14 protein-coding genes are annotated in these 16,754 nt (G+C 65.7%); 6 read left to right on the top strand and 8 right to left on the bottom strand.

Annotation, left to right across the window (positions count from 1 at the left end):
* Position 1: 1 nt before the first annotated feature.
* From potA to AAG092_RS10285, 6 genes are all read right to left on the bottom strand, one after another.
* On the bottom strand, positions 2-1,156 hold the full coding sequence (gene potA / locus AAG092_RS10260) for a polyamine ABC transporter ATP-binding protein (RefSeq protein WP_110680436.1): 1,155 nt from the start codon (positions 1,154-1,156) through the stop codon (positions 2-4).
* A gap of 52 nt (positions 1,157-1,208) precedes the next feature.
* Entirely contained in the window at positions 1,209-2,252 is a 1,044-nt protein-coding gene (locus AAG092_RS10265; RefSeq protein ID WP_373389581.1) for a polyamine ABC transporter substrate-binding protein, read from the bottom strand.
* A gap of 266 nt (positions 2,253-2,518) precedes the next feature.
* Positions 2,519-3,619, bottom strand: a complete 1,101-nt coding sequence (locus AAG092_RS10270) for a polyamine ABC transporter substrate-binding protein (protein WP_373386551.1) — start codon at positions 3,617-3,619, stop codon at positions 2,519-2,521.
* Between the two features lie 119 nt (positions 3,620-3,738).
* Positions 3,739-5,109, bottom strand: a complete 1,371-nt coding sequence (locus AAG092_RS10275) for an aspartate aminotransferase family protein (protein ID WP_373386552.1) — start codon at positions 5,107-5,109, stop codon at positions 3,739-3,741.
* A gap of 85 nt (positions 5,110-5,194) precedes the next feature.
* On the bottom strand, positions 5,195-6,553 hold the full coding sequence (locus AAG092_RS10280; protein ID WP_110680439.1) for a glutamine synthetase family protein: 1,359 nt from the start codon (positions 6,551-6,553) through the stop codon (positions 5,195-5,197).
* Positions 6,554-6,640: 87 nt separating this feature from the next.
* Positions 6,641-7,393, bottom strand: coding sequence for a gamma-glutamyl-gamma-aminobutyrate hydrolase family protein (locus tag AAG092_RS10285; RefSeq protein ID WP_110680440.1), 753 nt, complete (start codon positions 7,391-7,393; stop codon positions 6,641-6,643).
* Between the two features lie 276 nt (positions 7,394-7,669).
* Between AAG092_RS10285 and AAG092_RS10290 the strand changes: the two genes are divergently transcribed.
* The 3 genes from AAG092_RS10290 (at position 7,670) to AAG092_RS10300 (ending at position 11,092) form a co-directional block, all read left to right on the top strand.
* The gene (locus tag AAG092_RS10290; protein WP_110680441.1) at positions 7,670-9,049 is read left to right on the top strand and encodes a glutamine synthetase family protein; all 1,380 of its coding nucleotides are present in this window, start codon (positions 7,670-7,672) and stop codon (positions 9,047-9,049) included.
* A 123-nt stretch (positions 9,050-9,172) separates the two neighbouring features.
* Positions 9,173-10,231 (top strand): polyamine ABC transporter substrate-binding protein, encoded by a 1,059-nt coding sequence (locus AAG092_RS10295; RefSeq protein ID WP_373386553.1) that lies wholly within the window; start codon positions 9,173-9,175, stop codon positions 10,229-10,231.
* A gap of 63 nt (positions 10,232-10,294) precedes the next feature.
* A complete protein-coding gene (locus tag AAG092_RS10300; protein WP_373386554.1) occupies positions 10,295-11,092 on the top strand; it encodes a substrate-binding periplasmic protein in 798 nt (265 codons plus the stop codon).
* Here AAG092_RS10300 and AAG092_RS10305 read toward each other — a convergent pair.
* Positions 11,086-11,994: a LysR substrate-binding domain-containing protein gene (locus tag AAG092_RS10305; RefSeq protein WP_110680444.1), complete on the bottom strand. Its 909-nt coding sequence runs from the start codon at positions 11,992-11,994 to the stop codon at positions 11,086-11,088. The genes AAG092_RS10300 and AAG092_RS10305 overlap by 7 nt on opposite strands.
* 182 nt (positions 11,995-12,176) lie before the next feature.
* Between AAG092_RS10305 and aspA the strand changes: the two genes are divergently transcribed.
* Complete coding sequence (gene aspA / locus AAG092_RS10310) at positions 12,177-13,601, top strand: aspartate ammonia-lyase (protein ID WP_110680445.1); 1,425 nt, start codon at positions 12,177-12,179, stop codon at positions 13,599-13,601.
* Between the two features lie 179 nt (positions 13,602-13,780).
* Here aspA and AAG092_RS10315 read toward each other — a convergent pair whose 3' ends face one another.
* The gene (locus AAG092_RS10315) at positions 13,781-14,593 is read right to left on the bottom strand and encodes a helix-turn-helix domain-containing protein (RefSeq protein ID WP_373386555.1); all 813 of its coding nucleotides are present in this window, start codon (positions 14,591-14,593) and stop codon (positions 13,781-13,783) included.
* Between the two features lie 160 nt (positions 14,594-14,753).
* Between AAG092_RS10315 and AAG092_RS10320 the strand changes: the two genes are divergently transcribed.
* Positions 14,754-16,202 (top strand): sodium:alanine symporter family protein, encoded by a 1,449-nt coding sequence (locus AAG092_RS10320; RefSeq protein ID WP_110680447.1) that lies wholly within the window; start codon positions 14,754-14,756, stop codon positions 16,200-16,202.
* A 103-nt stretch (positions 16,203-16,305) separates the two neighbouring features.
* Positions 16,306-16,752, top strand: a complete 447-nt coding sequence (locus AAG092_RS10325; protein WP_110680448.1) for a GNAT family N-acetyltransferase — start codon at positions 16,306-16,308, stop codon at positions 16,750-16,752.
* Positions 16,753-16,754 lie beyond the last annotated feature (2 nt).

A 16,754-nucleotide genomic window follows, 5' to 3' on the forward strand; every position in this document is an offset into this window, starting at 1 on the left:
CTCATGATTGCAGTACCACGCCGCTGTCGTCTTCCCAGTACACCACCACGGCGTCGTCCCAGGTCGGGCGCTTGCCGCGGCGCTCGGCGTTGGCGATGAAGCACTGCACGATCTGCCCGGAGCTCAGCTTGACGTAGTACACCGAGTGGCCGCCGAGGTAGGCGATGTCGTGCACGGTGCCGTTGCACCAGTTGTAGTTGGGGTGCTCGTGGTCCGCCGGCAGGGCGGTGGCCATCAGCAGCTTCTCCGGGCGCAGGGCGTAGCTGACCGACTTGTTCTCGGCGCGGGTGGTGACGCCGTGGCCGATGTAGATCGGCTTGTCCAGCTGCGGGCAGCTGATGATGGCGTGGTCGGCCTCGTCGGTGGTGATCTGGCCATCGAACAGGTTGACGCTGCCGATGAACTCGCAGACCAGGCGGCTGGCCGGGGTCTCGTAGATGTCGATCGGGCTGCCGGTCTGGGCGATCCAGCCGAGGTGCATGATGGCGATGCGCTGGGCCATGGTCATGGCCTCTTCCTGGTCGTGGGTCACCATCACGCAGGTCACGCCGACCCGCTCGATGATCTCGACAAGCTCAAGCTGCATCTGCGAACGCAGCTTCTTGTCCAGAGCACCCATGGGTTCGTCGAGCAGCAGCAGCTTGGGGCGCTTGGCCAGGGAGCGAGCCAGGGCCACGCGCTGGCGCTGGCCACCGGACAGCTGGTGCGGCTTGCGCTTGGCGTACTGGGTCATGTGCACCAGCTTGAGCATCTCGGCCACGCGCTCGTCGATCTCGGCCTGCGGCAGCTTGTCCTGCTTGAGGCCGAAGGCGATGTTCTGCGCCACGGTCATGTGCGGGAACAGCGCGTAGGACTGGAACATCATGTTGATCGGCCGCTCGTAGGGCGGCATGTCGGTGATGTCCACGCCGTCGAGCAGAATGCGCCCGGAGGTGGGGCGCTCGAAGCCGGCGAGCATGCGCAGCAGGGTCGACTTGCCGGAGCCGGAGCCGCCGAGCAGGGCGAAGATCTCGCCCTTGTTGATGGTCAGCGAGACGTCATCGACGGCGATGGTTTCGTCGAACTTCTTGGTCACGCGGTCGATCTTGACCAGCACCTCTTTGGGTTGCTGGTTGCCCTCTAGGGCTTTCTTGTAGGCGCTGGAGGCAACAGCCATTTCAAAACTCCCGGAACATAAGGCGCCCGGCCGCAGGGGCCGGGCAATAGACTCACTTACCCGACTTGATCTTGGTCCAACTGCGGGTCATCTGGCGCTGCACTTTCGGCGGCAATTCGGCGGAGATGAACAGATTATCCAGCACCGCCTGCGGGGGGTAAACGGACTCGTCGTTGCGCACTTCCGGGTCCATCAGCTCGCCGGCCTTGGGGTTGGGGTTGGCGTAGCCGACGTAGTCACTGACCTTGGCGATCACCGCCGGCTCGAGCAGGTAGTTGATGAAGGCGTGGGCTTCCTTGACGTTCTTCGCGTCGGCCGGGATGGCCATCATGTCGAACCACAGGTTGGCGCCTTCCTTGGGAATCGCGTAGGCGATCTGCACGCCCTTGCCGGCCTCGTCGGCGCGGTCGGCAGCCTGGATGATGTCGCCGGAGAAGCCGACCGCGACGCAGATGTCGCCGTTGGCCAGGTCGCCGATGTACTTGGAGGAGTGGAAGTAGGTCACGTACGGACGCACGGCCATCAGCTTGTCTTCCGCCAGCTTGTAGTCGTCCGGGCTGGTGCTGTTGGGGTCCTTGCCCAGGTACTTGAGCACGGCCGGGATCATCTCGTCGGCCGAGTCGAGGAAGGCCACGCCGCAGGCGCTGAGCTTCTTCATGTTGTCCGGCTCGAAGACGGTGGCCCAGGAGTCGATCGTGTCGACGCCCAGCACAGCCTTGATCTTCTCGACGTTGTAGCCGATGCCGTTGGTGCCCCACAGGTAGGGGACGGAATACTGGTTGCCCGGGTCGTTGGTTTCCAGCTGCTTGAGCAGCACCGGGTCGAGGTTCTGCCAGTTGGGCAGCAGGGCACGGTCAAGCTTCTGGAAGGCACCGGCCTTGATCTGCTTGCCGAGGAAGTGGTTGGACGGCACCACCAGGTCGTAGCCGGAGCGGCCCGCCAGCAGTTTGCCTTCCAGGGTCTCGTTGGAGTCGAACACGTCGTAGACCGGCTTGATGCCGCTGGCCTGCTCGAAGTCGTCGAGGGTGGTCTCGCCGATGTAGTCGCTCCAGTTGTAGATGTGCACGGTGGGAGCTGCCTGAACGGCGCCGGCCATGCCCAGGGTCACCGCCACGGCGGTCAGGGTCTTGCGGAAGGAAGTTCGCACACGTCAGTCCTCTTTCTTGTTGATCTTGCAGGCCATCTACGCGACCTGGGGTTGCTGGTGAATCGTCTGCCTATCCCTGACACCCATGCCGATCGCCCAGCCGCCCGCGCACGGAGCTGTGTGGGGCTCGTGTGTAACGGTAGACGAAGAGAGTCATGGGGCCTCCTGGCGGGGCTCCGGCGGGAGCACCCGCCGGAGGGTGTCGCTGTTGTCGGTTACTTGCCGGACTTGATGGTGGTCCAGCTGCGAGTCATGGTGCGCTGCACCTTGGCCGGCAGATCCGGGAAGGTGTAGATCTTGGCCATGGTGGCGGCGTCCGGGTAGATGCCCGGGTCGTTGCGGATGGCCTCGTCAACCAGCGGGGTGGCCGCCGCGTTGCCGTTGGGGAACTGCACGAAGTTGGTGATCTCGGCCATGATTTCCGGCTTCATCAGGAAGTTCAGGAAGGCATGGGCGCCCTCGACGTTCTTCGCATCGGCCGGTACGGCGAGCATGTCGAAGAAGCTGCCGGCACCTTCTTTCGGGATGCTGTAGAGGATGTTCACGCCATTCTTGGCTTCTTCGGCGCGCGACTTGGACTGGTACAGGTCACCCGAGTAGCCGATGGCCACGCAGATGTTGCCGTTGGCCAGGTCGCCGATGTACTTCGAGCTGTGGAAGTAGGCGGTGTCCTTGCGGATGGAGAGGAACAGTTCCTCGGCCTTCTTCAGCTCATCCGGCTTCTCGCTGGTGGGGCTGAAGCCCAGGTAGTTGAGGGCGGCCGGCAGGATCTCGGTCGGCGAGTCGAGGAAGGACACGCCGCACTCCTTCAGCTTGGCCATGTTCTCCGGCTTGAACACCAGATCCCAGGAGTCGACCGGGGCGTTCTCGCCCAGCACGGCCTTGACCTTGTCGACGTTGTAGCCGATGCCGATGGTGCCCCACATGTAGGGGATGGAATACTGGTTGCCCGGATCGCTCGGCTCCAGGGCCTTGAGCAGGTTGGTGTCGAGGTTCTTCCAGTTCGGCAGCTTGGCGCGGTCCAGCTTCTGGAATACGCCGGCCTTGATCTGCTTGGCCAGGAAGGGGTTGGACGGCACGACGATGTCGTAACCGGAGCTGCCCGCGAGCAGTTTGGCTTCCAGCACTTCGTTGCTGTCGAAGACGTCGTAGATGACCTTGATGCCGGTTTCCTTGGTGAACTTGTCCAGGGTTTCCGGGGCGATGTAGTCCGACCAGTTGTAAACGTGCAGTACCTTTTCGTCGGCCTGCGCTACGCCGGCCACGGCGCCTGCCAGGGTCACGGCAAGCAGGGTTTTACCGAAGGTCTTGATCATGCGGGTTAGCTCCATTGTCATTTGAAGTATCCGGGGCTGCGTCGCCTTAGCGACGCACCCTCCGGTGAGCCTGGCCAACGCTCGTGCAGTCTGGCAAGGTCGAGCCCAAGGCTCAAGCCTTACACCAGCACCGCGCGGGCGGTCAGATCGAGGCACTTGCGCGCCTTGTCCACCAGTTCGTCGATCTCGGTTTTGCTGATCACCAGCGGCGGCGCGATGATCATGGTGTCGCCCACGGCGCGCATGATCAGTCCGTTCGCGAAGCAGTGGCCGCGGCAGATCATGCCCACGCCCAGCTCGCTCGGGAAACGTTCGCGGGTCTGCTTGTTCTTCGCCAGTTCGATGGCGCCGAGCATGCCCACGCCGCGGACTTCGCCCACCAGCGGATGATCCGCCAGCTCTCGCAGACGCTTCTGCAAATACGGTGCCGTTTCCTCGCGGACCTTCTCGAGAATCTTCTCGTCCTTGAGGATGCGCAGGTTGGCCAGGCCGACGGCGGCCGCCACCGGGTGCCCGGAGTAGGTGAAGCCGTGGTTGAAGTCGCCACCGGCGTTGATCACCTGAAACACCTTGTCACTGACGATCAGGCCGCCCATGGGCACGTAGCCCGAGGTCAGGCCCTTGGCGATGGTCATCAGGTCCGGCTTGTTACCGTAGAAGTCGCTACCGAACCACTCGCCGGTACGGCCGAAGCCACAGATGACTTCGTCGGCCACGAACAGAATGTCGTACTTGGCGAGGATCTCGCGGATGCGCGGCCAGTAGGTTTCCGGCGGAATGATCACGCCACCGGCGCCCTGGATCGGCTCGGCGATGAAGGCGGCGACCTTGTCCTCGCCCACTTCGAGAATCTTCTTCTCCAGCTGGTCGGCGGCCCACACGCCGAATTCCTCGGGGCTCATGTCGCCGCCCTCGCCGAACCAGTACGGCTGCGGGATGTGCACGATGCCCGGGATCGGCAGGTCGCCCTGCTCGTGCATGTACTTCATGCCACCCAGGCTGGCGCCGGCCACGGTGGAGCCGTGGTAGCCGTTGTGGCGGCTGATGATCACCTTCTTGTTCGGCTGGCCCTTGCACGCCCAGTAGTGGCGGACCATGCGCAGCATGGTGTCGTTGCCTTCCGAGCCGGAGCCGGTGAAGAACACGTGGTTCATGCCCTGCGGGGCCACCTCGGCGATCGCCTTGGCCAGCTCCAGGGCCGGCGGGTGGGCGGTCTGGAAGAAGGTGTTGTAGAACGGCAGCTCGCGCATCTGCGCGGCGGCCGCCTCGACCAGCTCCTCGCGGCCGTAGCCGACGGCCACGCACCACAGGCCGGCCATGCCGTCGAGGATCTTGTGGCCTTCACTGTCCCACAGGTAGACGCCGTCCGCCTTGGTGATGATGCGCGGGCCCTTCTCGTGCAGCTGCTGGTAGTCGCTGAACGGCGCGAGATGGTGCTCACGGCTCATGGCCTGCCATTCGCGGGTTTTCGGGTTGGTCACATTGGTCATAACAACACCTTTTATTACGCGGGTCGCCGGCGGCGCCCCGATGAAATCCGTGGCAGCGGGCGCGGCTGGCCGCGCCCGCCCCCAGTCACACCGACAGCAGCAGGAACTCGCGCTCCCAGGAGCTGATCACCCGCTTGAAGTTCTCGTGCTCGGCGCGCTTGACCGCGACATAGCCACGCACGAACTTCTCGCCCAGGTATTTCTCCGCGTCCTTGCAGGCTTCCATGCGCTCCAGCGCGCTCTCGATGGTCACCGGCAGGCGCAGGTTGCGCCGCTCGTAGCCGCGGCCCTTGACCGGCGCGCTGGGCTTGAGGCCCTCGACCATACCGATGTAGCCGCACAGCAGCGAGGCGGCCAGCACCAGGTAGGGGTTGGCATCGGCACCGGCCAGGCGGTTTTCCACGCGGCGGTTCTGCGGGCTGGCTTCCGGCACGCGCAGGCCGACGGTGCGGTTCTCCTCGCCCCACTCGACGTTCACCGGCGCCGAGGTGTCCGGCAGGAAGCGGCGGAACGAGTTGACGTTCGGCGCGAACAGCGGCAGCACCTCGGGGATGTACTTCTGCAGGCCGCCGATGTGGTGCATGAACAGTTCGCTCATGGTGCCGTCGGCATTGGAGAACAGGTTCTTGCCGGTCTTGATGTCCACCACGCTCTGGTGAATGTGCATGGCGCTGCCCGGCTGGTCGGTGATCGGCTTGGCCATGAAGGTGGCCGCCACGTCATGTTTGAGCGCGGCCTCGCGCATGGTGCGCTTGAACACGGTGATCTGGTCGGCCAGGTGCAGCGCGTCGCCATGACGGAAGTTGATCTCCATCTGCGCCGGGCCGTCCTCGTGGATCAGCGTGTCGAGGTCCAGGTCCTGCAGCTCGCACCAGTCGTAGACGTCCTCGAACAGCGGGTCGAATTCGTTGGCCGCGTCGATGGAGAAGGACTGGCGGCCGACTTCCGGGCGGCCGGAGCGGCCCATCGGCGCCACCAGCGGGAAGTCCGGGTCGCTGTTGCGCTTGGTCAGGTAGAACTCCATCTCCGGCGCGACGATCGGCTTCCAGCCCTTGTCGGCGTAGAGCTTGAGCACCTTCTTGAGCACGTTGCGCGGCGACAGCTCGATCGGGTTGCCCTGCTTGTCGAAGGTGTCGTGGATCACCATCGCGGTCGGCTCGATGGCCCAGGGCACGAGGAACACGGCGTTCTCGTCGGGGCGGCAGAACATGTCGATGTCCGCCTCGTCGAGCAGCTCGTAATAGATGTCGTCCTCGACGTAGTCGCCGGTCACGGTCTGCAGCAGCACACTCTCGGGGAGGCGCATGCCCTTCTCGTCGAGGAACTTGTTGGTCGGCGAAATCTTGCCACGGGCAATGCCGGTAAGATCGCTGATCAGGCATTCAACTTCGGTGATTTTGCGTTCTTTCAGCCAGCTGGTGAGCTGGTCGAGCTTGCTAGTCATAAAGACCTCAGGGTTGTAGAGCGGCTACTGCGGACCGGTAAAAGCCTAGCGAAACTTCCTAGTTGCGCCGACCGGTTGCTCACCTACTCAGCGTTGCCCCGCCCTCTTCCTGCATGCCTCACCAAAGGCCTGGAAGATGGCGAGATAATTCGGGTTGGATCGCACCTGCCACTCCGGGTGCCACTGCACCCCGAGGGCAAAGCTTGGCGCACCTTCGACGGAGAAGGCTTCGATCAACCCGTCAGGCGCCAGTGCTTCTACGCGAAGGCCCGGCGCCAGACGCTGAACGCCCTGGCCATGAATGGAATTGACTGAAAACTCGTCCGGCAAGCCGAGACCGGCGAGCACCCCGCCCGCTTGCACACGCACGGTGTGACGGGGGGCATATTGCACTTCGACCGGCTGATCGGCCGGCTCGCGGTGGTCCATCATCCCGGCCACTTCCTGCACGCGCTGGTGCAGGCTGCCGCCGAAGGCCACGTTGATTTCCTGGAAGCCGCGGCAGATGCCCAGCACCGGCACGCCGGCGTCTATCGCCTGGCGGATCAGCGGCAGCGTGGTGGCATCGCGGGCGGCATCGTGCTGAGTGCCGGGCGCGCTGGCCGGGCCACTATAATGATGAGGCTCGACGTTGGACGGCGAGCCGGTGAACAGCAGGCCGTCGAGACTGGCCAGCAGGGTGGGTTGATCGATCAGCTCGCCCAGGGCGGGAATCACCAGAGGCAGGCCTTGTGCCCCTACCGCGACGGCGCGGACATACTTGTCGCCGACGATATGGTTGGGATGCAGGCCCACCTGCTTGGTGCAGGCGGTGACGCCGATCAACGGCAGGCGCGACATGGGACACCTGTTTTATTGCTGTTGTTAGGTGAGGCCGAGATTAGCCTTGTTCAATTTTTTACACAATAGGGCTGTAAAAAATTGAACACAGCCCGCTGAGCGCCAGGCCGCACAGGGCTGACCAGCGGGTCGAAAAACCCTGGAATGCCCCAAAACTGGCCATCAGGCCCCGTTTCAGGGCAGAATGGGCCGCTATTGACAGCCCTGGGTGTTTGAGATTGACTCACAGCTGTGCAATTGCATGATTGAAATTTTTAACAATAAAGGTGTTGCATCATGTCGGTACCCCCGCGTGCCGTTCAGCTCAACGAAGCGAACGCGTTCCTTAAGGAACATCCTGAGGTCCAGTTCGTTGACCTTCTTATTGCAGATATGAATGGGGTGGTGCGCGGCAAGCGCATCGAAAGAAACAGCCTGCACAAGGTGTATGAAAAGGGCATCAACCTGCCCGCTTCGCTGTTCGCCCTCGATATCAACGGCTCCACCGTCGAAAGCACCGGCCTCGGCCTGGACATCGGCGACGCCGACCGCATCTGCTTCCCGATTCCCAATACCCTGTGCAACGAGCCGTGGCAGAAGCGCCCGACCGCGCAGCTGCTGATGACCATGCACGAGCTCGACGGCACGCCGTTCTTCGCCGACCCGCGCGAGGTGCTGCGGCAGATCGTGGCCAAGTTCGACGAGATGAACCTGCGCATCTGCGCCGCCTTCGAACTGGAGTTCTACCTGATCGACCAGGAGAACGTGAACGGCCGTCCGCAGCCGCCGCGCTCGCCGATGTCGGGCAAGCGCCCGCAGTCGACCCAGGTGTACCTGATCGACGACCTCGACGAGTACGTCGACTGCCTGCAGGACATGCTGGAAGCCGCCAAGGAGCAGGGCATCCCCGCCGATGCCATCGTCAAGGAAAGCGCCCCGGCGCAGTTCGAGGTGAACCTGCACCACGTCGAGGACGCCATCAAGGCCTGTGACCACGCGCTGCTGCTCAAGCGCCTGATCAAGAACATCGCCTACGACCATGAGATGGACACCACCTTCATGGCCAAGCCCTACCCGGGCCAGGCGGGTAACGGCCTGCACGTGCACATCTCGCTGCTCGACAAGACCACCGGCAAGAACATCTTCACCTCCGATGATCCCCTGGAGAACGCCGCTCTGCGCCACGCGATCGGCGGTGTCCTGGAGACCATGCCGGCGTCGATGGCCTTCCTCTGCCCCAACGTCAACTCCTACCGCCGCTTCGGCGCCCAGTTCTACGTGCCCAACGCGCCGAGCTGGGGCCTGGACAACCGCACCGTCGCCGTCCGCGTGCCGACCGGCAGCCCCGATGCCGTGCGCATCGAGCACCGCGTGGCCGGCGCCGACGCCAACCCCTACCTGATGATGTCGGCCATCCTCGCCGGCATCCATCACGGCCTGACCAACCAGGTCGAGCCGGGCGAGCCGATCGAGGGCAACTCCTACGAGCAGCTGGAGCAGAGCCTGCCGAACAACCTGCGCGACGCCCTGCGCGAGCTGGACGACAGCGAGGTGCTGAACAAGTACATCAGCCCGGACTACATCGACATCTTCGTCGCCTGCAAGGAAGCCGAGCTGGAGGAGTTCGAGACCACCATCTCCGACCTCGAGTACAACTGGTACCTGCATACCGTTTGACGCAAGACCCGACGCCGGCCGCAGTGCCGGCGTTGTTTTATCTGCCGCCCACGCTCTGCCAGGCCGCCACCGCCGGTGCGCGCGATGGCGTAGCCATGCCCATGATTCGCCAAGGAGGTCGTCATGTTTCGCGTTCTTGCTCCGCTGCTACTGGCCCTCGGCCCGGGACTGGCGGTCGCCGCCGACAGCATCCGGGTCTACAACTGGAACGACTACATCGCCCCGCAGGTGCTGGAGGACTTCACCAAGGCCACCGGCATCGCCGTCGAATACCACACCTTCAGCACCGACGAGGAACTCGACCAGGCCCTGGCCAGCGGCGAGAGCATCGACGTCGCGGTGCCCTCGCATGACGAGCTGCCGGCACTGATCGCCGCCGGCAAGCTGCAGCCGCTGGACCTGGCCCGCCTGCCCGGACGCAAGCACCTGGACAAGCAACTGCTGAGCAAGCTGGCCGCGGTCGATCCGCAGAACCGCTACGCCGTGCCCTACCTGTGGGGTGCGGTCGGCCTGGCGATCAACACCCCGCAGGCCGAGGCCGCCTTCGGCGGGCCGCTGCCGCACAGCTGGAGCCTGCTGTTCGACCCCGCACAGAGCGCCAAGCTGGCTGCCTGCGGCATCAGCGTGCTGGATGCCCCGGACGAGATGCTCTACGGCCTGCTCAACTACCAGGGCCGCAGCTTCGCCAACAGCTCGCCCGGGCGCATTCGCAAGGCTGGCGAGCTGCTCCAGGGCCTGCGCCCGAACCTGCGCTATGTGGACAGCGAGCGCTACATAGACGACCTCAACCAGGGCCAGCTGTGCCTGGCCATGGCCTGGGTCGGCGACGCCCTGGGCGCCATCGACGCCGGCCAGCCGGTGCAGTTCGTCGTGCCGGAAGAGGGCTCGACCCTGTTCATCGACAACCTGGTGATTCCGGCCAGCGCCCGCCGCGCCGACCTAGCGCACCGCTTCATCGACTACCTGCTGCAGCCCGAGGTGGCGGCCAGGATCACCAGCGAGGTGCTTTATCCCAGCGCCAACGCCGATGCCCGCGAGTTCCTCGACCCGGCCCTGCGCGACCAGCCCGGCCTCTATCCGGACCGTGACACCAAGCGCCGCCTGTTCGCCACGGTGCCGCTGCCGGACAAGCTCAAGGCCACCCGCGACGAGGTGTGGAGCCGCTTCCGCGACGGCGGCTGATCCCCCTGGCAAGCTTGCGCCGGCGTGCCACACTGCAGGGTGCATCCCCGTTCGAGACCCGCCATGGAAACGAGGCGCATCCGTCGCGTTGCCTGCCTGCTGCTCATCGTGCTGTGCCCGGCACTGCCGCAGAGCAGCGCGGCAGCAGCAGTCGACCTGCCCCTGGACGTGGCCTTCTACGAGGCCGGCTTCCTCTATTCGCAGGGCGCCGGCATCGACCGCGACGTGGTCGATGAGCTCGCACGCCGCGGCGGCTACCGCTTCACCTACGTGGAACGGCCACGGGCGCGCATCTGGAAGGACCTTGCCCGGGGCAGCCTGGCGATGACCGTGTCCGGGATGGAAACCGCCGAGCGCCGGCAATTCGCCTACTTCATCCCCTACATCGCGCAAAAGAACATGGCGCTGGTGATCAACCCGCGCATCCGCGATGCGCAGCAGCTGCTGCAGATGCAGGACGCCCAGCTGGCGGTGGTGCGCGGCTTCCGCCACGGCCCGACCTACGATCCGATCGTCGCGCAGCTGATGCGCAGCGGCCGGGTGACCGAAGTGGCAACCGCCCACAATCTCTTCCTCATGCTGCAGGCGGGCAACCGCGTCGACGTGATCTTTTCCCAGCAGCTCTTCTACGAGAAGGAACTGGCCGAGCTGGCCCTGCAATCGCGCGTCACGGTCCGGGACTGGGCGCTGGACGAAGCGCCGCAACCGCTCTGCCTGGTGCTGAGCAAGGCGCATTTTTCCGAGCAGGACTACCGCCGGATGGCCGGCATCGTGGCGGAGATGCGCGCCGACGGCAGCCTGCGCCGCATCGTCGCACGCTACGTCTCGGGCCCCACGCTGGACAACGCCCTGAGCTACTGAGCGCGCCCCACGCCGCCTTCCAGCTTGCGCCAGAGCAGGCGCACCGCCGCCTTGCGCGACAGCACGCAGCGATACAGGCGGATCTCCAGCGGCACCTGCCAGTGCTCGCCGCCGCACACCGCCAGCTCGCCGCGGGCCAGCTCCATGGTCACCGACAGGCGCGGCACCCAGGCCACCCCCAGGCCCTGCAGGGCCATGGTCTTGAGACTGTCGGCCATGGCCGTCTCGTATACCGTGGTCGAGCGCAGCGCGCGCTGGCGCAGCAGCTGGTTCACCGAGCGACCGAGGAAGGCGCCGGCGCTGTAGGCCAGCAGCGGCACGCTGTGGCCGCCGTCGAGGTCGAACAGCGGCGAGCCGTCTTCGCCCACCGCGCACACCGGCAGCATGGCCGTGGTGCCCAGGTGCAGCGAGGGGAAGATGTCCGGGGCCAGCTGCATGGCCGCGTCCGGGTCGTAGTAGGCGAGGATCAGGTCGCAGCTGCCCTCGCGCAGCGAGTGCACCGCCTCGCCGACGTTGGTCGCCACCAGGCGGGTGGACAGCGGCAGGCCCTCGCGGCGCAGGCGGGCGATCCACTCCGGGAAGAAGCCCAGGGTCAGCGAGTGCGCGGCGGCGATCTGCAGCACCTCGCCCTGCTGGCCCTCCAGGTGGTGCAGGTGGCGCACCACTTCGCCGAGCTGCTCGACCATGCTGCGCGCGGTGACCAGGAACAGCTGGCCGGACTCGGTCAGCTCCACCGGCGTGCGGGTGCGGTTGACCAGGGTCAGCCCCAGCGCCGCTTCCAGGCTGCGGATGCGCCGGCTGAAGGCCGGCTGGGTGACGAAACGCTTCTCCGCGGCCTGGGAAAAGCTGCGGGTGGCGGCCAGGGCGACGAAGTCCTCCAGCCATTTGGTTTCCAGATTCATCGCCTATTTCTTGAGCAAATCACGTTTGAAATTATGCACGCGCGACATCGACCCCGAGTCACCGCGACATTATGCCGATTCTGCATACCATAGCGTTTAACAGCATTGGCCGACAGACGGGTTGAAGCCTAGCCTATTGGGCATCGCGGCGTCAGGCCGTATTCCCAGAGAAAAAACCCATCATGTCCGCTGCTGCATCCACCCGCATCGAAAAAGACCTGCTCGGCACCCTGGAAGTCCCCGCCGACGCCTACTACGGCATCCAGACCCTGCGCGCCGTGCAGAATTTTCGACTGTCCGGTGTTCCGCTGTCGCACTACCCGAAACTGGTGATCGCCCTGGCCATGGTCAAGCAGGCCGCCGCCGACGCCAACCGCGAGCTGGGCCACCTGTCCGCCGCCAAGCACACGGCGATCAGCACCGCCTGCGCGCGCATCATCCAGGGCGAGTTCCACGACCAGTTCGTGGTCGACATGATCCAGGGCGGCGCCGGCACCTCGACCAATATGAACGCGAATGAGGTCATCGCGAATATTGCGCTGGAGGCCATGGGCTTTGAGAAAGGCGAGTACAAGCACCTGCACCCGAACAACGACGTGAACATGGCGCAGTCGACCAACGACGCCTACCCGACCGCCATCCGCGTCGGCCTGCTGCTCGGCCACGACAGCCTGCTCAACGCGCTGGACAAGCTGATCCAGTCCCTGGCCGCCAAGGGCCTGGAGTTCGGCCACGTGCTGAAGATGGGCCGCACCCAGCTGCAGGACGCCGTGCCCATGACCCTGGGCCAGGAATTCCGCGCCTTCGCCACCACCCTGGGCGAGGACCTGCAACACCTCAAGCGCCTGGCCCCGGCCCTGCTCACCGAAGTGAACCTGGGCGGCACCGCCATCGGCACCGGCATCAACGCCGATCCGAAGTACCAGAAGCTCGCCGTCGAGCGCCTGGCCATCGTCAGCGGCCACCCGGTGGTGCCGGCGGCCGACCTGATCGAGGCCACCAGCGACATGGGCGCCTTCGTCCTGTTCTCCGGCATGCTCAAGCGCACCGCGGTCAAGCTGTCGAAGATCTGCAACGACCTGCGCCTGCTCTCCAGCGGCCCGCGCACCGGCATCAACGAGATCAACCTGCCGCCGCGCCAACCGGGCAGCTCGATCATGCCGGGCAAGGTCAACCCGGTGATCCCGGAAGCGGTCAACCAGGTGGCCTTCGAGGTGATCGGCAACGACCTGGCCCTGACCCTCGCCGCCGAGGGTGGCCAGCTGCAGCTGAACGTCATGGAGCCGCTGATCGCCTACAAGATCTTCGACTCGATCCGCCTGCTGACCCGCGCCATGGACATGCTGCGCGAGCTGTGCATCGACGGCATCAGCGCCAACGAGCAGCGCTGCCGCGAACTGATGGAGAACTCCATCGGCCTGGTCACCGCGCTCAACCCCTACATCGGCTACGAGAACGCCACCCGCATCGCCAAGACCGCGCTCGACACCGGCCGCGGCGTGCTGGAGCTGGTGCGCGAGGAGCAGCTGCTGGACGAGGCCACCCTGGCCGACATCCTGCGCCCGGAGAACATGATCGCGCCGCGCCTGGTGCCGCTGCAGGGCTGATTCATCGACCGAGAGGCACCCCGCGCCTCTCTGCCCTTGGGGACGACCCCGGTCGCCCCCTGTTTTATCGCTGTTCCCGGGCCACGCTCTGCCGCCCGGGGCGACATCGAAACGCCTGAGGCTCACCAGGCCAGGCGTCTTCCTCTCGACCCGCCCTCCGGCGGGTCTTTTTTTGCCCGCTATTCCAGTTCGAACAGGCCGCTGCCCGGCGCCGGGCCGGCCAGCCGCGCGCGGATGTCGGGGTCGATGCGCGGATCGTCCGGGCGGTACAGCGCCACCTGGCGGAAGGCATTGACCCGGTTGATCTCCGGCCCCAGGTATTCCCACACCACGCGGGTGCAGGCCGGGGTGCGCCGGTCGCCGCTGGAGACTCCGGTCTTCAGGCCGTTGAGGCGGGTGATGCGGCTCTTGAAGCTGGGGATGAGGATGGTCTGGCTCATCTCGTTGAGGGTCAGCGACTCGTAGTCGAGCAGGAACAGGCGATCCTGCAGGTAGAAGGCGGCGCCCAGGTAGCGACAGCGCACCCAGTCCTCGGCCTCGCCGGCGCGCGCGCGCTCCTGGCGCTCCTGGCGCTCGAACAGGAAGTCGCCGTCCTCCTCCCACAGCTGCACCAGCGACAGCAGCACGTAGCCCGGCACCGACATGCAGTTGGAATATTCGAAGTAGTAGCCGCAGTAGCGGCGCAGGTCGCTGGCGTGCTCGCGCAGCGGATTGAACAGCGCCAGCAGCGGGTCCCTGGCCGCCGCGCGGCCGGGCTCGGCGCCGCGCGCGCCGATCAGGCGGGCGAACTGCTCGGGCGGCAGGCCCAGCTCGTAGTCCTCGACGCCGAAGAAGTCGCAGATGCGCTTGAGGTTGTAGGCCGTCGGGCGGCTCTGGCCGCCGAGGTACTTGTTGAACTGGGCGCGATTGATCGCCAGCTTCCGGCAAACCTCGGCGATCGAGCGGTAGTGGCTGCACAGCAGCTTGAGGTTGGCACCGAGGTGTTCGGACATGGCGGCGGACCTGATGATGCGAGCGGCGCGATTCTAGCATCAACTCGCGCCACATCGCCGCAACCCGCGAAATTGCCTGCGCGCGCTCTGCGGAAGACCATGCGCCGGCCGCGGACTGTCCCGGCGTGCGCACGCATAACTACAAGAGAGACAACCCATCATGCTCGATCTCCTGAACGACCTGCTCTGGAGCAAGGTCCTCATCGTCGCCCTGGTCGGTCTCGGCCTTTACTTCACCATCGCCTCGCGTTTCGTTCAGCTGCGTTACTTCGGCAGCATGTTCCGTATCTTCGGCCAGGCCTTCCAGCGTAAGCCCGGCCAGCTCAGCTCGTTCCAGGCCCTGATGCTGTCGGTGGCCGGCCGTGTCGGTGCCGGCAACATCGCCGGCGTGGCCGTGGCCATCACCCTGGGCGGCCCGGGTGCGGTGTTCTGGATGTGGCTGGTCGCCCTGCTGGGCATGTCCACCAGCTTCTTCGAATGCTCGCTGGCCCAGCTGTTCAAACGTCGCGAAGCCGATGGCGGCTACCGCGGCGGCCCGGCCTTCTACATCCAGCACGGCCTCGGTCTGCGCTGGCTGGCGATCGTGTTCTCGATCCTGCTGCTGGTGACCTTCGGCTTCGGCTTCAACGCCCTGCAGGCCTACACCGTGGCCAGCTCGCTGCACGACACCTTCGGCCTGCCCACCCACGTCAGCGGCCTCGCCCTGGTGGTGGTGATCGGCCTGATCATCTTCGGCGGCATCAAGCGCATCGCCAGCACCGCCGACGTATTGGTACCGATCATGGCGACCTCCTACATCGTCATGGCGCTGGTAGTGATCGGCCTCAACATCGAAGCCGTTCCGGCCACCCTGATGCTGATCGTCAAGAGCGCCTTCGGCCTGGAGCCGGCCTTCGCCGGCGGCATCGGCGCGGCCATCGTCATGGGCGTCAAGCGCGGCCTGTTCTCCAACGAGGCGGGCCTGGGTAGCGCACCGAACGTCGCCGCCGTGGCCGAGGTCAAGCACCCCGCCGCCCAGGGCATCGTGCAGTCGCTCAGCGTGTTCATCGACACCCTGCTGATCTGCACCAGCACCGCGCTGATCATCCTGCTGTCCGGCGTGTACCAGCCGGGCGCCGAGGTGGGCGGGGTGATCCTCACCCAGACCGCCATGGCCGCCGTCGTCGGCGAGTGGGGCCGTATCTTCGTCAGCCTGGCGTTGCTGCTCTTCGTCTTCACCACCCTGGTGTACAACTACTACCTGGGCGAGAACGCCCTGGGCTTCTTCAGCAGCAAGCGCCCGCTGCTGATCGCCTACCGCGTGCTGGTGATCGCCCTGGTGCTGTGGGGTTCGATGCAGGACCTGTCCACCGTGTTCGCCTTCGCCGACGTGACCATGGGTCTGCTGGCGCTGGTCAACCTGGTGGCCCTGGCGCTGCTGTTCAAGGTCGGCCTGCGCCTGATGCGTGACTACGACGCGCAGATCGAGGCCGGCGTCGAAGAGCCGGTGCTCAGCGCCAAGGCCTTCGCCGACCTGGACCTCGATCCGAGCGTCTGGAATGCCGCGAGCCAGGCCGAACGCGGCACCAGCGAGCGCGCCGAGATCGGCCACAGCGTGCACCAGCGCTGATCCACAGCCGTACAGGGAAGGGGGCCACGGCCCCCTTTTTCTTGCCCAGCCGGCGCCGTTTCGCCGTTACACTCGGGCGAAAAACGCGCGCAAGGAGCCGCAGATGACCGTGCAGATCCGCCCCGTCGGCGCCGCCGACCAGGCCGCCTGGCTACCGCTGTGGCAGGCCTACCAGCGCTTCTACCAGGCCGAGATCCCGGCCGCGACCAGCGCCGTCACCTGGCAGCGCTTCCTCGACCCGGCCGAGCCGATGCACGCCGCGCTGGCCTGGCGCGACGGCGAGGCGATCGGCCTGGTGCACTGGATCTTCCACCGCTCCTGCTGGACGGTCGGCGACTACTGCTACCTGCAGGACCTGTTCGTCGCCGAAGGCGTGCGTGGCGGCGGCCTCGGCCGCGCGCTGATCGAGCATGTCTACGCGCAGGCCCGCCAGGCCGGCGCCAGCCGCGTGCACTGGCTGACCCAGGAGCACAACGCCCAGGCGCGCCTGCTCTACGAGCGCATCGCCAGCCGTTCCGGCTTCATCCAGTACCGTCAGTTGTTGGATTGATC

The organism is Pseudomonas alcaligenes, from assembly GCF_041729615.1.
GTDB classification, from domain to species: Bacteria; Pseudomonadota; Gammaproteobacteria; order Pseudomonadales; family Pseudomonadaceae; genus Aquipseudomonas; species Aquipseudomonas alcaligenes_B.

What these genes read in the sequence shown, in the direction of transcription:
- potA (WP_110680436.1), bottom strand. Translation starts at nt 1,156, where the DNA reads ATGGCTGTTGCCTCCAGCGCCTACAAGAAAGCCCTAGAGGGCAACCAG.
- AAG092_RS10265 (WP_373389581.1), bottom strand. Translation starts at nt 2,252, where the DNA reads ATGGCCGGCGCCGTTCAGGCAGCTCCCACCGTGCACATCTACAACTGG.
- AAG092_RS10270 (WP_373386551.1), bottom strand. Translation starts at nt 3,619, where the DNA reads ATGATCAAGACCTTCGGTAAAACCCTGCTTGCCGTGACCCTGGCAGGC.
- AAG092_RS10275 (WP_373386552.1), bottom strand. Translation starts at nt 5,109, where the DNA reads ATGACCAATGTGACCAACCCGAAAACCCGCGAATGGCAGGCCATGAGC.
- AAG092_RS10280 (WP_110680439.1), bottom strand. Translation starts at nt 6,553, where the DNA reads ATGACTAGCAAGCTCGACCAGCTCACCAGCTGGCTGAAAGAACGCAAA.
- AAG092_RS10285 (WP_110680440.1), bottom strand. Translation starts at nt 7,393, where the DNA reads ATGTCGCGCCTGCCGTTGATCGGCGTCACCGCCTGCACCAAGCAGGTG.
- AAG092_RS10290 (WP_110680441.1), top strand. Translation starts at nt 7,670, where the DNA reads ATGTCGGTACCCCCGCGTGCCGTTCAGCTCAACGAAGCGAACGCGTTC.
- AAG092_RS10295 (WP_373386553.1), top strand. Translation starts at nt 9,173, where the DNA reads ATGTTTCGCGTTCTTGCTCCGCTGCTACTGGCCCTCGGCCCGGGACTG.
- AAG092_RS10300 (WP_373386554.1), top strand. Translation starts at nt 10,295, where the DNA reads ATGGAAACGAGGCGCATCCGTCGCGTTGCCTGCCTGCTGCTCATCGTG.
- AAG092_RS10305 (WP_110680444.1), bottom strand. Translation starts at nt 11,994, where the DNA reads ATGAATCTGGAAACCAAATGGCTGGAGGACTTCGTCGCCCTGGCCGCC.
- aspA (WP_110680445.1), top strand. Translation starts at nt 12,177, where the DNA reads ATGTCCGCTGCTGCATCCACCCGCATCGAAAAAGACCTGCTCGGCACC.
- AAG092_RS10315 (WP_373386555.1), bottom strand. Translation starts at nt 14,593, where the DNA reads ATGTCCGAACACCTCGGTGCCAACCTCAAGCTGCTGTGCAGCCACTAC.
- AAG092_RS10320 (WP_110680447.1), top strand. Translation starts at nt 14,754, where the DNA reads ATGCTCGATCTCCTGAACGACCTGCTCTGGAGCAAGGTCCTCATCGTC.
- AAG092_RS10325 (WP_110680448.1), top strand. Translation starts at nt 16,306, where the DNA reads ATGACCGTGCAGATCCGCCCCGTCGGCGCCGCCGACCAGGCCGCCTGG.